This is a genomic window from Pseudonocardia sp. OZ21, assembly GCF_059359135.1.
In genome coordinates this window covers 119782-134287 of record NZ_JCADBN010000012.1, presented here as the reverse complement: position 1 = coordinate 134287, position 14506 = coordinate 119782, and the positions used below count along the sequence as shown (strand labels likewise).

Genomic DNA, 14506 nt, shown 5'->3' with positions numbered 1-14506 from the left:
CGCCACGGTCAGACGGGCGTCTCGGCGAACAGGTCGGCCTCGATGACCGTGCGCATCCGGGCGAGTACGTCCATCATCGCCTCGACCATCTGCTTGGCCTCCTTGGCCGAGCGGGCCGAGGCGATCTCCCGGCGCGCCTCACCGGTGAAGCTCGTGAGCAGGGCGACGAGCACCCGGTTGACCGGCCGGTTGTCGGCCCGCAGCAGGCGGAAGTTCGACTTCACCCACTCCTTACCGCTCTGCCGCAGCAGCCGCTGGAAGCCGGGCGGGGTGTCGCCGTCGTGGATGAGCTTCACCAGGTCCCGGTTGGGCCAGGTGGCGTTCAGGTAGGCCCGCGCCCCCGCCTCGAAGAGCTCGAACGGGTCGGTGACGCCGCCGTCCTTCGCGGCCGCGACGGCGCTGGCGGCGACGGCGTGCTGTTCGTCCCGGTACCGCTCCCAGAGCGCGGTGAACAGCTCGCTCTTGCCTCCGAAGTGGTGGTACAGGCTGCCGACGCTCGACCCCGCCCTCTCGACGACGTCGGAGACACTCGCCTCGGCGAAACCGCGCTGTGCGAACACGAACCGCGCGGCGTCCAGGAGCTGGATGCGCGTCTGCTCGGTGCTGCCCCACTGCCGACCGGCGCTGCGACCACGGCCGACGTTCCGCGTTGTCACGGCGCCTCCTCAGGCTTCCCCGACCGTCCGGGTTGCTGTCGCGGGAGACCGATGGTGCCAGCATGCGCGGCGCACGCAGATTCGACCCGCCTACCCGGCGGGCCGGAAGATCGGTACGGAGGTGTGGTCGTGGTCCTCCCAGTGGAGTTCCACCCGCTGCCCCACGTGCACCGTACCGGGTGCGGCATCGATCTCGGCGAGGATGCGGAGGCCTTCGTCGAGATCGACGTAGGCCACCGTGTAGGGCGTGTGGGCACGGAAGAACGGATGGCCGTGCTGGCGTACCACGGTGAACGTGTAGACGGTGCCGAGGCCGGCCGAGTCCAGGGTCTCCAGGTGCGGGTCGTCGTGACTGCGGGGGTAGAACACGACCTCGCCCGTGTCGCTGCGGCGCTGGTAGGTGAGCCGGTGCTCGGCGCACGCCTGCCAGAACGGCCCCGTGTCGGGTTCGTCGAGCACCGGCAGCGGGCGTGCGGGTGCGGTGTCGGCGGTGGCGACCACGATGATCAGTCCCTTCCGAGGACGACGGTGGCGGCGGAGTGGCGCGTGCCGAGCTGCCCCCCGTTGCCGTGGGCGACGGCCAGCCGGGCGCCGTCCACCTGGGAGGTCGACTCGCCGCGCAGCTGCCGGGTGGCCTCGATCAGCAGGAAGATCCCGCGCATCCCCGGGTGGTTGGACGAGAGCCCGCCGCCGTCCGTGTTGAGCGCCGGTGCGCCGGGCCGGTCCCACCGCAGCCTGCCGCCCTCGACGTAGGACCCACCCTCGCCCTTCTTGGCGAACCCGAGGTCCTCGAGCAGTGTCAGCACGGTGATGGTGAACGAGTCGTAGATCATCGCGATGTCGACCTCGTCCGGCCGGACGCCCGCCCGGGCGAAGGCAGGCGGGCCGGAGAGCGCCCCCGCGCTCGTGGTGAGGTCGCGCGCGTTGCCCGGGTAGCCCACCGCCTCACCGCTGCCGAGGATCCAGACGGGCGGCTTGCGGATCCCGGCCGCGACGTCCTCGCCCACGATCACGACGGCGCCTCCGCCGTCGGAGACGATGCAGCACTCCAGCAGGTGCAACGGGTCGGCCACCAGCCGCGAGCCCAGCACGTCGGCGACGGTGAGCTCGCCCACGCTCTTGATCCCGATGTCCCGCAGCCCGGTGACGGCCTCCGGGTTGCGCAGGGCGTGTGCCCTGGTGGTCACGGCGATCTCGGCCAGCTGCTCGGGTGTGGTGCCGTACTCGTGCATGTGCCGCTGCGCCACCAGGGCGTAGTTCCCGATGAGCGGGAGCCCGTACGGGATCTCCATGTTCGTGCCGGGCACCGGGTCCGGCGTGGCGCGGGCCCCGGTACCGATCGCCCTGGACTCGCTCTTGGCCGTGGAGCCGTAGGTCAGCAGCGCCACGTTCGCGCGGCCGTCGGCGATGTCCCGGGCCGCGTGGGCGGCGTGGAACTCGTAGGAGCTGCCGCCGACCGACGTCGTGTCGATCACCTTCGGCTCGATGCCCAGGTGCTCGGCCACCGTGATGCCCGACATCGGGCCGGTCTCGCCGGCGTCATAGAGCGCGTCGACGTCCGCGAGCGTCAGCCCGGCATCCTCCAGCGCCCTCGCGGCGGACTCGGCCTTGAGCTGCAGCTTGCTGCGGCCGGGGGCCCGGCGCAGCGGGTGCTCGTGAACTCCGGCGATCGCCGCTCGTCGCGGTGCCATGTCCGTCTCCTTCGGCCGTCTGTCGACCAGGGTCCCGTCAGCGCAGCCGGAACCGGCCGCGGTCGATCACGACGGTGCCGTCGGTGGTGCTCGTGCGGAACAGCGCGTCGTCCGGGCCGCCGTCCCCCGTCCAGATCGAGACGACGAGCTCCTGCCCGGGCAGCACCGGCCTGCTGAAACGCGCCGACATGCCACCGAACCGCTTCGGGTCGGCACCGCACACGGCGTGCAGCAGCGCCCGGCCGGTGAAGCCGTACGTGCAGAGCCCGTGCAGGATCGGCCGGTCGAAGCCGCCGCGTGCGGCGAACGCGGGGTCGGAGTGCAGGGGGTTGCGGTCACCGGAGAGCCGGTACAGCAACGCCTGGTCGGGCCGCGTGCGGTACCGCACCTGCTCGTCGGGCCCGCGGTCAGGAAGGGTCCACGGGTCGCTCTGCCCCGGCTCCCGGCCGAAGCCGCCCTCGCCGCGGATGAACAGGCCGCTGCGCGTGGTAACCAGCGGCCGCCCGTCGAGCACCGCGGTGTTCTCGGTGGTGACGAGCGCGCCGCTGCCCTTGTCCTGGATCCCGGTGACCTGCGAGGTGACCTGGACCGTCGCGGCGACGGGCAGCGGTGCGTGCAGCTCGAACGACTGCTCGGCGTGCACCAGCTTCGCCGGGTCGAAGTCGCCGAGCCGGCGACCGGTGCGGGCCGCGGCCGCGAGCACGCCGAAGGTCGGGAGCACCTGCTGCTCGATCCCGGCGGTGTTCTCCGTGGTGAACCGGAGCTCGGTGGTCGGGTCGGCGGCGCCGGCCCCGACGCCCAGCGCGTAGAGGAGCGCGTCCGTGGCGTCCCATGACCGGTCGGCCGGCTCCGAAGCGACCCCGACGAGGCTGTGGTCCAGTGCCATCACGCCTCCCGCGGGCGAAGTTGGAACACGATTCTAGGACAAGCCTCAGCGTCGGGACCGGCCCTTGTCAAGACCGTTGACAGCCGCCGAACGGTGGGCTCTCATAGGAGAATCCGATTCTAGGATGAAGGTTCACGACTGGCGTCCACTGTGAGACGGGCGGGGGAACCGGTATGGCACAGGCCGATCACGTCGCGGTGCTCGACGAAGGGCACGGAAGCGAGCAGCACGACCGGGCACGCAGGATGCTGGCAGCGCCCGAGCGCCTCCGGTCCTTCTTCGCTCCCCGCAGCATCGCCCTCGTCGGGGCGTCGGACGGATCCGGCTGGGCGCGGTTCATCATGGACAGCCTGCAGACGGCCGGTTTCGCCGGGTCGTTGCAGCTCGTCCACCCCGTCCGCGCCGAGGTGTTCGGGCGCCCCACCGTGCCCAGCCTGCGTGCCCTGGACGAGCCCGTCGACCTCGCGTTCGTGCTCGCGCCGACCCGCGCCGTCGAGGGCGTGCTGGAGGATGCCGCCGCTGCCGGGATCCACAACCTCGTGGTGCTGGCCTCGGGCTACGGCGACGGCGGTGGCGAGGAGGGTCGCGAGCGCGAACGGCGGCTCGTCGAGCGCGCCGTGGAGCTCGACCTCACCCTGCTCGGTCCCAACTGCCTGGGTTTCGTGAACGCGGTGGCGGCCGTGGCGCCCTTCGGCCTGCACATCGCGCCGCCGCTGTGCAGGGGCAACGTGGGCGTCGTCCTGCAGAGCGGTGCGCTGACCAGCAACGTCCTCGCGTTCGCCAGGGCACACGGGATCGGGATCAGTCTGCTCACCTCGATGGGCAACGAAGCGGTGATCACCGCGGCCGATGTGCTGGAGCACCTCATCGCCGACGAGGACACCCGGGTGATCGGCCTGTTCCTCGAGACGATCCGCGACCCGCAGCGGTTCGCGGCGCTGGCCCTGCGGGCACTTCAGGTCGGTAAGCCGATCGTCGCGCTCAAGGTCGGGCGCAGCCCGGCGGGGCAGCTCGCGGCGCTGGCCCACACGGGCGCCGTGGCCGGTGACGATGCCGTGGTCGCGGCGGCGTTCCGTCAGTTCGGCGTGATCCGGGTGGACAGCCTGGAGGAGCTGCTGATCACCGCGGGGCTGCTCGGCTCGGGCCAGGTGCCGGCCGGGCGCCGGATGGGCGTGGTCACCGCGTCGGGAGGGGCCTGCGACATCATCGCCGACCGCTCCGCCGACGAGGGTGTGGAGATCGCCGAGTTCAGCGCGCCCACCACCGCACGGCTGCGCGAGGTGCTGCCCTCGTTCGCCGCCGCGCGCAACCCGCTGGACGTCACCGGGATCATCCTGGCCGACCGCACCTCGGCCGAGGCCAACCTCGGCGACGCCGCACTCACCGCCGTGACCTCCGACCCCGGCCTCGACTTCGTGCTCAACCTGGTCAGCCTGCCCGCGGCCATGCCTCCCGACCCGTCGATCCCCGAGCGCCGGATCGCCGACATCGCCGCGACGATCGAGCGCTCACCGATCCCGGTGGTGAACTTCTCGGCCACCTGCAGCGACCTCTCCGAGTTCGGCAGCTCCCTGCTCGACCGCCACGGCCTGCACGTTGTCGGGGGGATCGAGTTCGGGCTCACCGCCGTGGGGCACGCGATCCGGTGGAACGAGGTACGGCAGGACCGCGCAGCCCGCCCGGTGCCCGCCCCGCCGCCTCCGCCGTCCGCGCCCGACGGCCTGCCCGACGGGACGTGGTCCGAGGCTCGGGCCCGCGAGCTGCTACGTGGCGCCGGAGTGCCGGCGGTGCCCGCCGAGCTCGTGGCCGACGCGGACGCCGCCGTCGCTGCCGCCGAGCTCCTGGGCTACCCGGTGGCGCTCAAGGTGTGCTCCGCCGCCATCGCGCACAAGTCGGACATCGGCGGCGTGGCGCTGGGTCTCGGTGATGCCGACGCCGTCCGGGCCGCCTTCGCCCGGGTGGTCGCGGCCGGGCGCACCGTCACGGATGACGTCGAGGGCGTGCTGGTGAGCCCGATGCGCACCGGCGGTACGGAGCTCTTCGTCGGCGTCACGGTTGACCCGTCCTTCGGGCCGGTCCTCGCCGTCGGTCTGGGCGGGGTGTTCATCGAGGTTCTGCACGACGTCAGCCTGCGGGTGCTGCCCGTGGACCAGGCCGAGGTGGTCCGCATGCTCGGTGAGCTGCGCGGGGCCCCGGTGCTGGCCGGGGCGCGCGGGGCGGCGCCCGCCGACCTGTCGCGGGTCGCGGAGGTGGTGACCCGGCTCGCCGACTGTGCCCGTTCACTCGGGCCGGAGCTGCAGGCGGTGGAGATCAACCCGCTGTGGGTGGACGGATCGCGGGTCGAGGCCCTCGACGTGCTCGTGGTGACCGGCAACCGGTGAGAGGAGGGGACGACGTGGAACTCGACCTGGGGCCGGATGCGGCCCGGTTCCGGCAGGAGACCCGGGACTGGATCGCCGGCAACGCGCCCGACGGCCTGGCCGACCTGATCGACTGGAACACCCCGCCGATGACGGCTGGCGACCACTCCGGCCACGCGCGGGCGCAGGAGAGCCCGCAGCACGCGGAGTGGGAGCGCAGGCTGCTGGCCGAGCGCAGGATCTGCCCGCAGTGGCCGGAGCGGTTCGGCGGCCGCGGCTGGGGCGCCGTGGAGAACGCGATCTTCAGCGAGGAGTGCGCCCGTGCCGGCGTGCCGCGGATCCGGCGGGGGTTCGGCGAGGGGATGGTCGGCCCCTCGGTGATGGTGCACGGCACCCCCGAGCAGCAGGAGCACTTCCTGCCGCGGATCATCAGTGCCGAGGACGTGTACTGCCAGGGCTTCTCCGAGCCCGACCACGGCTCCGACCTGGGTGCGATCCAGACGCGCGGTGTGGTGGACGTCGACGAGATCGTGATCAGCGGGCAGAAGGTGTGGACCTCGGGCTTCGCCCGGGCGAACATGATCTTCGTCCTGTGTCGCACCGATGCCGCGGCGCCCAAGCACCGGGGCATCTCCTACGTGCTGCTCCCGATGCGGGACAACAACATCGACGCCCGCCCGCTGCGCCAGCTGACCGGCAACGCCGAGTTCGGTGAGGAGTTCTTCGACGGCGCCAGGGCGCCGTTGTTCAACGTGATCGGCGGCCTGAACAACGGCTGGCGCGTCGCCATGACGACGCTCGGCCACGAGCGGGGCGGCGGCGCCACGATCGGCCATCTGAAGTACCAGCAGCAGCTCGCCGCGCTGGTCGAGCTGGCCCGCGAGGTGGGCCGGGACAAGGACCCGCTGGTGCGCCAGCAGCTCGCCTGGGCCCACACCCACGTCGAGATCATGCGCTACCAGGGCCTGCGGCTGCTCGCCCAGCTGGCCGAGGGGCGCGAGCCGGGCCCGGAGGCGTCGATCTCGAAGCTCTTCTGGAGCGAGTACGAGCGCCGCGTCGGGGAGATCGCGATGGAGCTGCTGGGGCCCGCCGCGCTCGTGCGCCCCGACGGCGAGGGCTACCGGCTCTCCCGCTGGCAGCAGGTCTTCCTCGCGAGCCGGGCCGGAACGATCTACTCCGGCACGAGCGAGATCCAGCGCAACATCATCGCCGAACGCGCACTCGGGCTCCCGAGGGAGCCGCGCCCGGCTGAGCCGAAGGGGGCGAGGGCATGACGACACTGGACGGACGGGTCGCGGTCGTCACCGGAGCGGGACGTGGCATCGGCGCCGGGATCGCCCGGTTGCTGGCCGCGCACGGCGCGTCGGTGGTGGTGAACGACCTCGGAGTGGAGCTGGACGGCTCCGGTGCCGACAAGGGCCCCGCCGCCGAGGTCGTCCGGGAGATCACGGAGGCCGGTGGCTCCGCGATCGCCGACGGCGGTGACGTCTCCGACCCGGACCAGGCCGAAGGGCTCGTCCGTACGGCGATCGAGGAGTTCGGGAAGCTCGACGCGCTGGTGAACGTGGCCGGCATCCTGCGCGACCGGATGATCTTCAACCTCAGCGAGAAGGAGTGGGACGACGTCATCCGCGTCCATCTCAAGGGCCACTACAACACCACGAAACCCGCGGCCGCGTACTGGCGCGACCAGCGCAACCCCGACGGCCACTACCGGCTGATCAACTTCACGTCGGTGTCCGGGCTGCACGGAGCGCCGGGACAGCCGAACTACGCCGCCGCGAAGATGGGCATCGTCGGGCTGACCTACTCCTGCGCCAACGCGCTGGGCCGCTACGGGGTCACCGCCAACGCGATCTCGCCGGGCGCCGCCACCCGGATGACCGCGTCGATCCCCGGCGAGCGGAAGTCCGGCGCTCCTCGCGACGACGACGAGCGTTCGCCCGACAACATCGCCCCGATCGTCGCGTACATCGCGAGCGAGGCGTCCGACTGGCTCACCGGGCAGATCGTCGGCGCGCGCGGCTACGAGGTGCACCTGTACAACAAGCCGGCTCCCGTCCGGCACATCGTCTCGGACGGTCCGTGGGAGCCCGACCGGCTGGCCGACCTCGTCGAGCGCACGTTCAAGCCCGCCGTTACGGGGAATGGGCGGTAGCGGCGATGGACCTGGTGTTCAGCTCCGAGCAGGAGCAGCTACGCGCGTCCGTGCGGCGCTTCCTCGCCGACAAGTCGCCGATGTCGGCGGTCCGCGCGGTGATGGAGGATCCGGCCGGGTACGACCCCGCGGTCTGGCGGCAGATGGCCGAGCAGCTCGGCCTGCAGGGCCTGGCCATCCCCGAGAAGTTCGGCGGCAGCGGCTACGGGTTCGTGGAGCTCGCCGTCGTGCAGGAGGAGCTGGGCCGGGCGCTGCTGCCCGGGCCGTTCGCCAGCACGGTCGTGCTCGCGGCGCACGCCGTCCTGGACTCGGCCGACCCGGCCGCGGCCGAGGAGCTGCTGCCCGGGATCGCCGACGGGTCGACGATCGCCACCCTCGCCGCCGCTGGCGAGGGCGGTCGGTGGGACCCCGAGGCACCTGCGCTCGTAGCCGAACCGGCCTCGGGCGGCTGGGTGCTCCGCGGCACCGTCGGCCAGGTGCCGGACGGACACCTGGCCGGCCTGGTCCTGGCGTCGGCACGGACCTCCGCCGGTCCGTCGCTCTTCGCCGTCGACGGTTCGGCGGCCGGCCTCGTCCGGACGGTGCTGCCCACCCTCGACCAGACCTCGCGGCTGGTCCGGCTGGAGTTCGACGGCGTGCCCGCGCGGCTGGTCGGTGCGGACGGGGCCGCGGGCTCCACGCTGCTCCGCACGCTGGACCGGGCCGCCGTCGCGCTCGCCCTGGAGCAGGTCGGCGGCGCCCAGCGCGCGCTGGAGATTGCCGTGGAGTACGCGAAGGTCCGCACGCAGTTCGACCGCCCGATCGGCAGCTTCCAAGCACTGAAGCACAAGGCGGCCGACGTGCTCCTGCAGGTGGAGTCGGCGCGGGCGGCCGCCTACTACGCCACGTGGGCCGTGGCGCGGGACTCCGATGAGGTCCCGGCGGTGGCGAGCCTCGCCAAGGCCTACTGCTCCGACGCGTTCTTCGCCGCGGCGGCTGAGAACATCCAGATCCACGGCGGCATCGGGTTCACGTGGGAGCACGACGCCCACCTCTACTTCAAGCGCGCCGCGGCCACGAAGCTGTTCCTCGGCGACCCGGCGTTCCACCGGGAACGGCTGGCGGTGTCGATCGGCCTGTGAACGGTTCCAGGGGGATCAGCGTCGACACCCCCGGCGATACGGAGGAGACCGCCGAGGAGCGGGAGCGCACCCGGTACGCCTGGCGCGTGCTGTCGGTGGTCTGCCTCGCGTCGCTGATGAGCGGCCTCAACAACAGCTCGCTCACGATCGCGCTCCCGGCGATCGTCGGGAGCTTCGACGCCACCGTGTTCGAGGCCACCTGGATCCTGCTGGCCTACCAGCTCACGAACGTCTCCTTGATGGTGTTCTTCGGGCGGCTGGCCGACCTCTTCGGCAGGCGTCCGATGTACATGACGGGTGTCGCCCTGTTCACCACCGCGAGCCTGCTCGCCGGGTTCGCCCCGACCGTCGGCCTGCTGATCGCCTGCCGGGTGGCCCAGGCGATCGGCAGCGCCATGCTCATCACGAACAGCGCCGCGCTGGTCACCGCGGCGTTCCCGCGCCGGCTGCTGGGCCAGGGGCTCGGCATCTACATGGCGTCCTTCTCGCTGGCCCAGCTGCTCGGGCCGACACTCGGCGGGCTGCTGGCCACAGAGGTCGGCTGGCAGTGGACGTTCTGGTCGAACGTGCCGGTCGGTGTCGTGTGTCTGCTCTGGGGGCTGCGGGTGATGGAGCGCGTCCCGCGCCGCCACCAGCGGTTGCGGATCGACCCGGTGGGCAACCTGCTCGTCCTGTTCGGGCTCGGCGGGCTGCTGCTCGCGCTGTCCCAGGTCGGGACGTCCGGCTGGGACGACCCGCTCGTCCTCGGTGGCCTCGGGGTCTTCGTGCTCGCGGTGCCGGCGTTCCTGCTCGTCGAGCGCAGGGTCGCCGAACCCGTGGTGGACCTGCGGACGTTCCGCGACCCGGTGGTCGGCATCGGCACGCTCGCGGGGTTCCTCGCGACGGTGTCGCGCTTCGCCGTCGTGCTCTTGATGGGCCTGTACTTCCAGGCCGTCTCCGGCGACACCCCGGCCGAAGCGGGGCTGAAGGTGCTGCCGGTTGCCATTGCGTCGATCATCGCCGCCCCGCTGGCGGGGGCGCTGCTGCGCCACATCGCCCCGCGCACGGTGGCCGTGGCCGCGTGCGCGATCTCGCTGGTGGGCGTCACCCTGTTGCTGTTCACCATCTCCGTCGACACCCCGTATCCCGTGTTGATCGGCGCCGTCGTGGTGCTCGGGATCGGATCGGGCGCATTCATCCCCGCGAACAGCACGGCGATGCTGCAGGACCTGCCGCCCGACCGGCTCGGGATCACCAACGCGGTGCGGCTGATGGCGCAGAGCTCGGGGGTGGTGATCAGCACGGCCGTGGCGCTCACGCTGGTGGCCGCGCCGTTGCCGGTCGCCCTGCGCCCGCAGCTCTTCGACGGGTCGCTGTCGCAGGTCTCGCCGGACGCGCTGGAGGACCTGGTCACCGGCTACCGGTGGGCCTTCGGGCTGATGGCGGTGATGTCGGTGCTGTGCCTCGTGGCGTCGACCGTCGGACGGTATGTGCACCGCACCAGCAGGACCCTCGCCAGCACCGTGTCGATGACCAGCATGGGGTCGATGACCAAGGAGTGAGTGGAATGGGCATGCTCGACGGCAGGATCGCACTCGTCACCGGGGCCAGCCGGGGTATCGGCGCCGAGATCGCCCGCCGGTTCGCGGCGGAGGGCGCCACGGTGATCGCCTCTGCGCGCACGGCAGAACCGGGCGGCTCGGCCCTCGCCGGGTCGCTCGCCGACACCGTGGCCGGCATCGAGGCGGCGGGCGGCAGCGCGCAGGCCGTACCGGCCGACGTGTCCCGCGCCGAGGACCGGGTCGCACTCGTGCGGCGCGTCGTGACCGAGCACGGGCCGATCGACGTCCTGGTCAACAATGCCGCGGTCACCTGGTTCGGTCCCGTCGCGGACTTCCCCGCGAAGCGCGTCGACCTGATGGTGGAGGTCCAGGTGAAGGCGCCGATGCATCTGGCGCAGCTGGTGCTGCCGGGCATGCGGGAGCGGGGCAGCGGCGCCATCCTCAACATCTCCTCGCGCGCCGCCATCCACCCGCAGCTCCCGCCGACCGGCCGGGTGTCTCGCGGCGGCACGGTCTACGGGATGTGCAAGGCCGCGCTCGAGCGGTTCTCCACCGGGCTCGCGGCCGAGCTGCACGCCGACGGGATCGCCGTGAACGCGCTGTCGCCGAACCGGGTGGTGCCGACCCCGGGCACCGTGTTCCACCACCTCACCACCGAGGATGCCCCGGACGCCGAACCGCCGGCAGTGATGGCGGCGGCCGCGCTCGCGCTGTGCCGCCCGCCGTCGAACGGCAGTGGTCCCCTGACCGGCCGGGTCGCCTACTCCCAGGACCTCCTCACCGAGCTGGGCATCCCCGTCCCGGCGGCGGGCTGAGTGGGCCGGGTGCGTGTGGACTGCCATGTGCACACCGTCGCGTCCGGCGACGCGGTGCTGCGGGTGGAACAGCTGGCGCGGCGGGCCGTCGAGCTCGGCGTGGATGTCGTGTTCGTGACCGACCACAACGAGATCTCGGTCGCACTCGCCGCCCACGGCCGCGACCTTGGCGTCCGGATCGAGGTGGGGAGGAGGTGCGCACCGCCGACGGGGAGGTGCTGAGGCTGACCGTTACCGCGCGGCGAGCGCCATGAGACGGACGTGGGCGTTGTTCCCGCACGAGCGAACGACGCTGCTGTCCGTCTCACGGAGGAGTCGGTCCGGCCGCCGTGGGCTGACGGCGGCCGGACCTGTGGGGGAGCGGCGGGCGGGGCAGAAACCGTCATCGGTTAGCCCAGCACAACAGTTGAACCCGAAAACCCTCGGAAACCGAAGTGAAAACGGACCGAAAGAACACGTGGGATGAGCGCGGCATCCTCGCTACGGTCGGGCCATGCGGCTGCTGGTGGTCGAGGACGACGACGACCTCGCGAGTGCGCTGCGCGTCGGACTCGGGCGGGCGGGCTACGCGGTCGACATCGCGCTGACCGGCGGCGACGCGGCCGCCAAGCTCGCCGTGCACACCTACGACCTGCTGGTGCTCGACCTGAACCTGCCCGACGTCGACGGCTTCACGCTGTGCCGTGACGTCCGGGACGGCAGCATCGGCGGCCCCAGCGGGGCCGAGCTGCGGATCCTCATGCTCACGGCCCGGGGCGAGCTGGCCGATCGCGTCCGGGGCCTCGACGAGGGCGCCGACGACTATCTCGTGAAGCCCTTCGCGTTGGCCGAGCTCCTGGCCAGGGTGCGGGCGCTGCTGCGCCGCGACAACAGCGGCGGCACGTCCGTGCTGACCGTCGGCGAGCTGTCCCTCGACGACGGCCGCAACATCGCCAGCCGGGGGAGCCATGAGCTCGCACTGACCCGCAAGGAGTTCGCCGTGCTGCGCTACCTCATGAACCGGCCGGGTCACGTCGTGTCGGCCGAGGAACTGCTCGACCACGTGTGGGACGAGAACGCCGACCCGTTCACCCAGACCGTGCGGGTGACGGTCGGGACACTGCGTCGCAAGCTCACCCGGGAGGGCGAGCGGCCGGTGATCGAGACCGTGATCGGGCGCGGGTACCGGCTGCGGGAGCCGGCGTGACCACGGCCGCGCGGCAGTGGGCGCAGCGCCTGCGTCCCCCGTGGACCCGCACGATCCGCTTCCGGCTGGCCGCCACCTATTCGCTGGTGCTGTTCGGGCTGGTCGTGCTGGTCCTCGGGGCGGTCTACGTGGTGATGCACCGCAGCGTCGACGCCGCGCCGCTGAACCCGATCACCGTGCAGAAGGTGAAGGAGGTCGGTGGCCGGCTCGAGCTGCGCGAGGGCGAGGAGTTCCAGGCGGCGGACCTCGCCAGCGTCCAGGAGGCGGTCAACTTCGAGACGTTGGAGACCCTGCGGGGCGCACTGGCCCTGGTGCTCGGCGTGATGCTGGTCGCGAGCTTCGGCGTGGGCTGGTGGCTGGCCGGCCGGGTGCTGCGTCCGGTGCAGCAGGTCACGGCCGCGGCGCGGGAGATCACGGCCACGGACCTGTCGCGCCGCATCGCGCTCGACGGTCCGCGCGACGAGCTGCGCGACCTCGCCGACACCGTCGACGACATGCTCGACCGGCTCGACCGGGCCTTCTCCGCCCAGCGGCAGATGATCGACGACGCGTCCCACGAGCTGCGCAACCCGCTGGCCGTCATCCAGGTCAACCTCGACGCGGTGCTGTCGCGCGCCGACGTCGACGCCGACGAGCGGCGCCGCGCGAGCACCGTGGCCGCCCGGGCGACCCAGCGGATGCGCAGCCTCATCGAGGACCTGCTCGCCGCCGCGCGCCGGACCGCGCCCGCCTTCAGCGAGACCGACGTGGACCTCACACTCGTCGCCGGCGAGGCCGCGGACGGGTTCGCACTGCTCGCCGACAGCGACGGCCACGAGCTGGTACGCCGCTTCGAGCCAGAGCTGGTGCTGATCGGCGACGCCGAGTCGCTGCGTCGCGCCGCGGACAACCTGTTGTCCAACGCACTGCGCGCCTCGCCGCCGGGCCGGGAGATCCTGATCGCCACGGGGCAGCGCGCCGGCTGGGCGTGGCTGGCGGTTCGCGACCGCGGCCCGGGTATCACCGCCGAACACCAGGAGAGGGTGTTCGACCGCTTCTGGCGAGGCCCCGACGGGAACGGGCGCCGCGACCGCGGAACCGGCCTCGGGCTGGCCATCGTCCGTCAGGTGGTGGAGAGCCACGGCGGCAGCATCGCGGTGCACAGCGTTCCCGGTGCCGGCGCGACCTTCGTGCTGTGGTTTCCGTTGCGGACCGCAGATGCGTCGCCGCGGCAGCCGCAGCCGCCGGAGCTCAATCCGGTGGAGCCGGATCCGAGCCTGCCCCCCGCCCCGCCCTGACGGGGCAGGCGGCTACCCCCCTGCCATCGCCGTGCTGCTCGCCGCCGTGGCGGTGCAGGCTTTCGCGGTCGTGCGGATCAGCCGGTCCGGTCACCGCTGACATGCGTGCCGTCCTTGCCGCGCCACGTCACCGGAACGCCACGCCGCGACCCGTTTGCCGCCCGATCGGGGAGGTATCGTTTCGGCGAACCTCGGCGGAACGGATGCGGGTGACGACAACGGGTAGTGACGGTTCCCGACGCTTGCCGGAGAGTGGCGGCGAGCGGATACGCCGCGCCGCCTACGAGCTGTTCAGTCGCAACGGCGTGCGGGACGTCGGAGTCGATGCCGTGATCGCTCGCGCCGGCACCGCGAAGATGACGTTGTACCGCAACTTCCCGTCGAAGGACGACCTGATCCTCGATTTCCTCCGCCGCCGTGAGCGGCTGTGGACGGAGGAATGGCTCCAGCACGAGAGCAGATTGCGTGGCGAACGCCCGCAGGACCAGCTGCTGGCCATCTTCGACCTGTTCTCGGAATGGTTCGGGCGCCCTGATTTCGAGGGTTGCGCCTTCCTCACCACGATGATGGCGGTCAACGACAAGGGCAGCCCGGTGTTCCAGGCGAGCGTGGCCCACCTCGCGCGCATCCGGGCCTACCTCCGGGAGCTCGCCGAGGCCGCGGGCGTGGCCGACCCGGAGCAGGTGGCCCGGCAGTGGCACGTGCTGATGAAGGGCTCCATCATGGCGGCCCACGAGGGCGACGCCGGCGCGGCGTCGGCCGCCCGTGAGCTCGGCGTACTGCTGCTGCGCGCCAACGGCGTCCCGGACTGACCC

14 protein-coding genes are annotated in these 14506 nt (G+C 72.3%); 10 read left to right on the top strand and 4 right to left on the bottom strand.

Features of this window, described 5'->3' with window-relative positions; all coding sequences use genetic code 11:
• Window positions 1-8: 8 nt before the first annotated feature.
• From AC5L35_RS25810 to AC5L35_RS25795, 4 genes are all read right to left on the bottom strand, one after another.
• Window positions 9-656 carry a TetR/AcrR family transcriptional regulator gene (locus AC5L35_RS25810; RefSeq protein ID WP_495062279.1) on the bottom strand — a complete coding sequence of 216 codons (648 nt, stop codon included), beginning with the start codon at window positions 654-656 and terminating at the stop codon, window positions 9-11.
• Window positions 657-746: 90 nt separating this feature from the next.
• Window positions 747-1157, bottom strand: a complete 411-nt coding sequence (locus AC5L35_RS25805) for a Zn-ribbon domain-containing OB-fold protein (RefSeq protein ID WP_495062278.1) — start codon at window positions 1155-1157, stop codon at window positions 747-749.
• Window positions 1158-1162: 5 nt separating this feature from the next.
• A complete protein-coding gene (locus tag AC5L35_RS25800) occupies window positions 1163-2347 on the bottom strand; it encodes a thiolase C-terminal domain-containing protein (RefSeq protein WP_495062277.1) in 1185 nt (394 codons plus the stop codon).
• A 37-nt stretch (window positions 2348-2384) separates the two neighbouring features.
• Window positions 2385-3233 carry a MaoC/PaaZ C-terminal domain-containing protein gene (locus tag AC5L35_RS25795; protein WP_495062276.1) on the bottom strand — a complete coding sequence of 283 codons (849 nt, stop codon included), beginning with the start codon at window positions 3231-3233 and terminating at the stop codon, window positions 2385-2387.
• A gap of 173 nt (window positions 3234-3406) precedes the next feature.
• On the opposite strand from AC5L35_RS25795, the gene AC5L35_RS25790 reads away from it, so the two are divergent.
• The 10 genes from AC5L35_RS25790 (at window position 3407) to AC5L35_RS25745 (ending at window position 14503) form a co-directional block, all read left to right on the top strand.
• Window positions 3407-5614, top strand: a complete 2208-nt coding sequence (locus tag AC5L35_RS25790; RefSeq protein ID WP_495062275.1) for an acetate--CoA ligase family protein — start codon at window positions 3407-3409, stop codon at window positions 5612-5614.
• A 14-nt stretch (window positions 5615-5628) separates the two neighbouring features.
• Complete coding sequence (locus AC5L35_RS25785) at window positions 5629-6867, top strand: acyl-CoA dehydrogenase family protein (protein ID WP_495062274.1); 1239 nt, start codon at window positions 5629-5631, stop codon at window positions 6865-6867.
• The gene (locus tag AC5L35_RS25780) at window positions 6864-7751 is read left to right on the top strand and encodes an SDR family NAD(P)-dependent oxidoreductase (RefSeq protein ID WP_495062273.1); all 888 of its coding nucleotides are present in this window, start codon (window positions 6864-6866) and stop codon (window positions 7749-7751) included. The genes AC5L35_RS25785 and AC5L35_RS25780 overlap by 4 nt, the downstream gene beginning before the upstream one ends.
• Window positions 7752-7756: 5 nt before the next feature.
• A complete protein-coding gene (locus AC5L35_RS25775; protein WP_495062272.1) occupies window positions 7757-8872 on the top strand; it encodes an acyl-CoA dehydrogenase family protein in 1116 nt (371 codons plus the stop codon).
• Window positions 8869-10413: an MFS transporter gene (locus AC5L35_RS25770; RefSeq protein ID WP_495062271.1), complete on the top strand. Its 1545-nt coding sequence runs from the start codon at window positions 8869-8871 to the stop codon at window positions 10411-10413. The genes AC5L35_RS25775 and AC5L35_RS25770 overlap by 4 nt, the downstream gene beginning before the upstream one ends.
• Before the next feature lie 5 nt (window positions 10414-10418).
• Window positions 10419-11228 (top strand): SDR family NAD(P)-dependent oxidoreductase, encoded by an 810-nt coding sequence (locus tag AC5L35_RS25765; protein ID WP_495062270.1) that lies wholly within the window; start codon window positions 10419-10421, stop codon window positions 11226-11228.
• Window positions 11229-11255: 27 nt separating this feature from the next.
• Window positions 11256-11450, top strand: coding sequence for a PHP domain-containing protein (locus AC5L35_RS25760; protein WP_495062269.1), 195 nt, complete (start codon window positions 11256-11258; stop codon window positions 11448-11450).
• A gap of 271 nt (window positions 11451-11721) precedes the next feature.
• A complete protein-coding gene (locus tag AC5L35_RS25755) occupies window positions 11722-12414 on the top strand; it encodes a response regulator transcription factor (protein WP_495062268.1) in 693 nt (230 codons plus the stop codon).
• On the top strand, window positions 12411-13691 hold the full coding sequence (locus AC5L35_RS25750) for a sensor histidine kinase (protein WP_495062267.1): 1281 nt from the start codon (window positions 12411-12413) through the stop codon (window positions 13689-13691). The genes AC5L35_RS25755 and AC5L35_RS25750 overlap by 4 nt, the downstream gene beginning before the upstream one ends.
• 242 nt (window positions 13692-13933) lie before the next feature.
• Window positions 13934-14503: a TetR/AcrR family transcriptional regulator gene (locus tag AC5L35_RS25745; protein ID WP_495062266.1), complete on the top strand. Its 570-nt coding sequence runs from the start codon at window positions 13934-13936 to the stop codon at window positions 14501-14503.
• Window positions 14504-14506 lie beyond the last annotated feature (3 nt).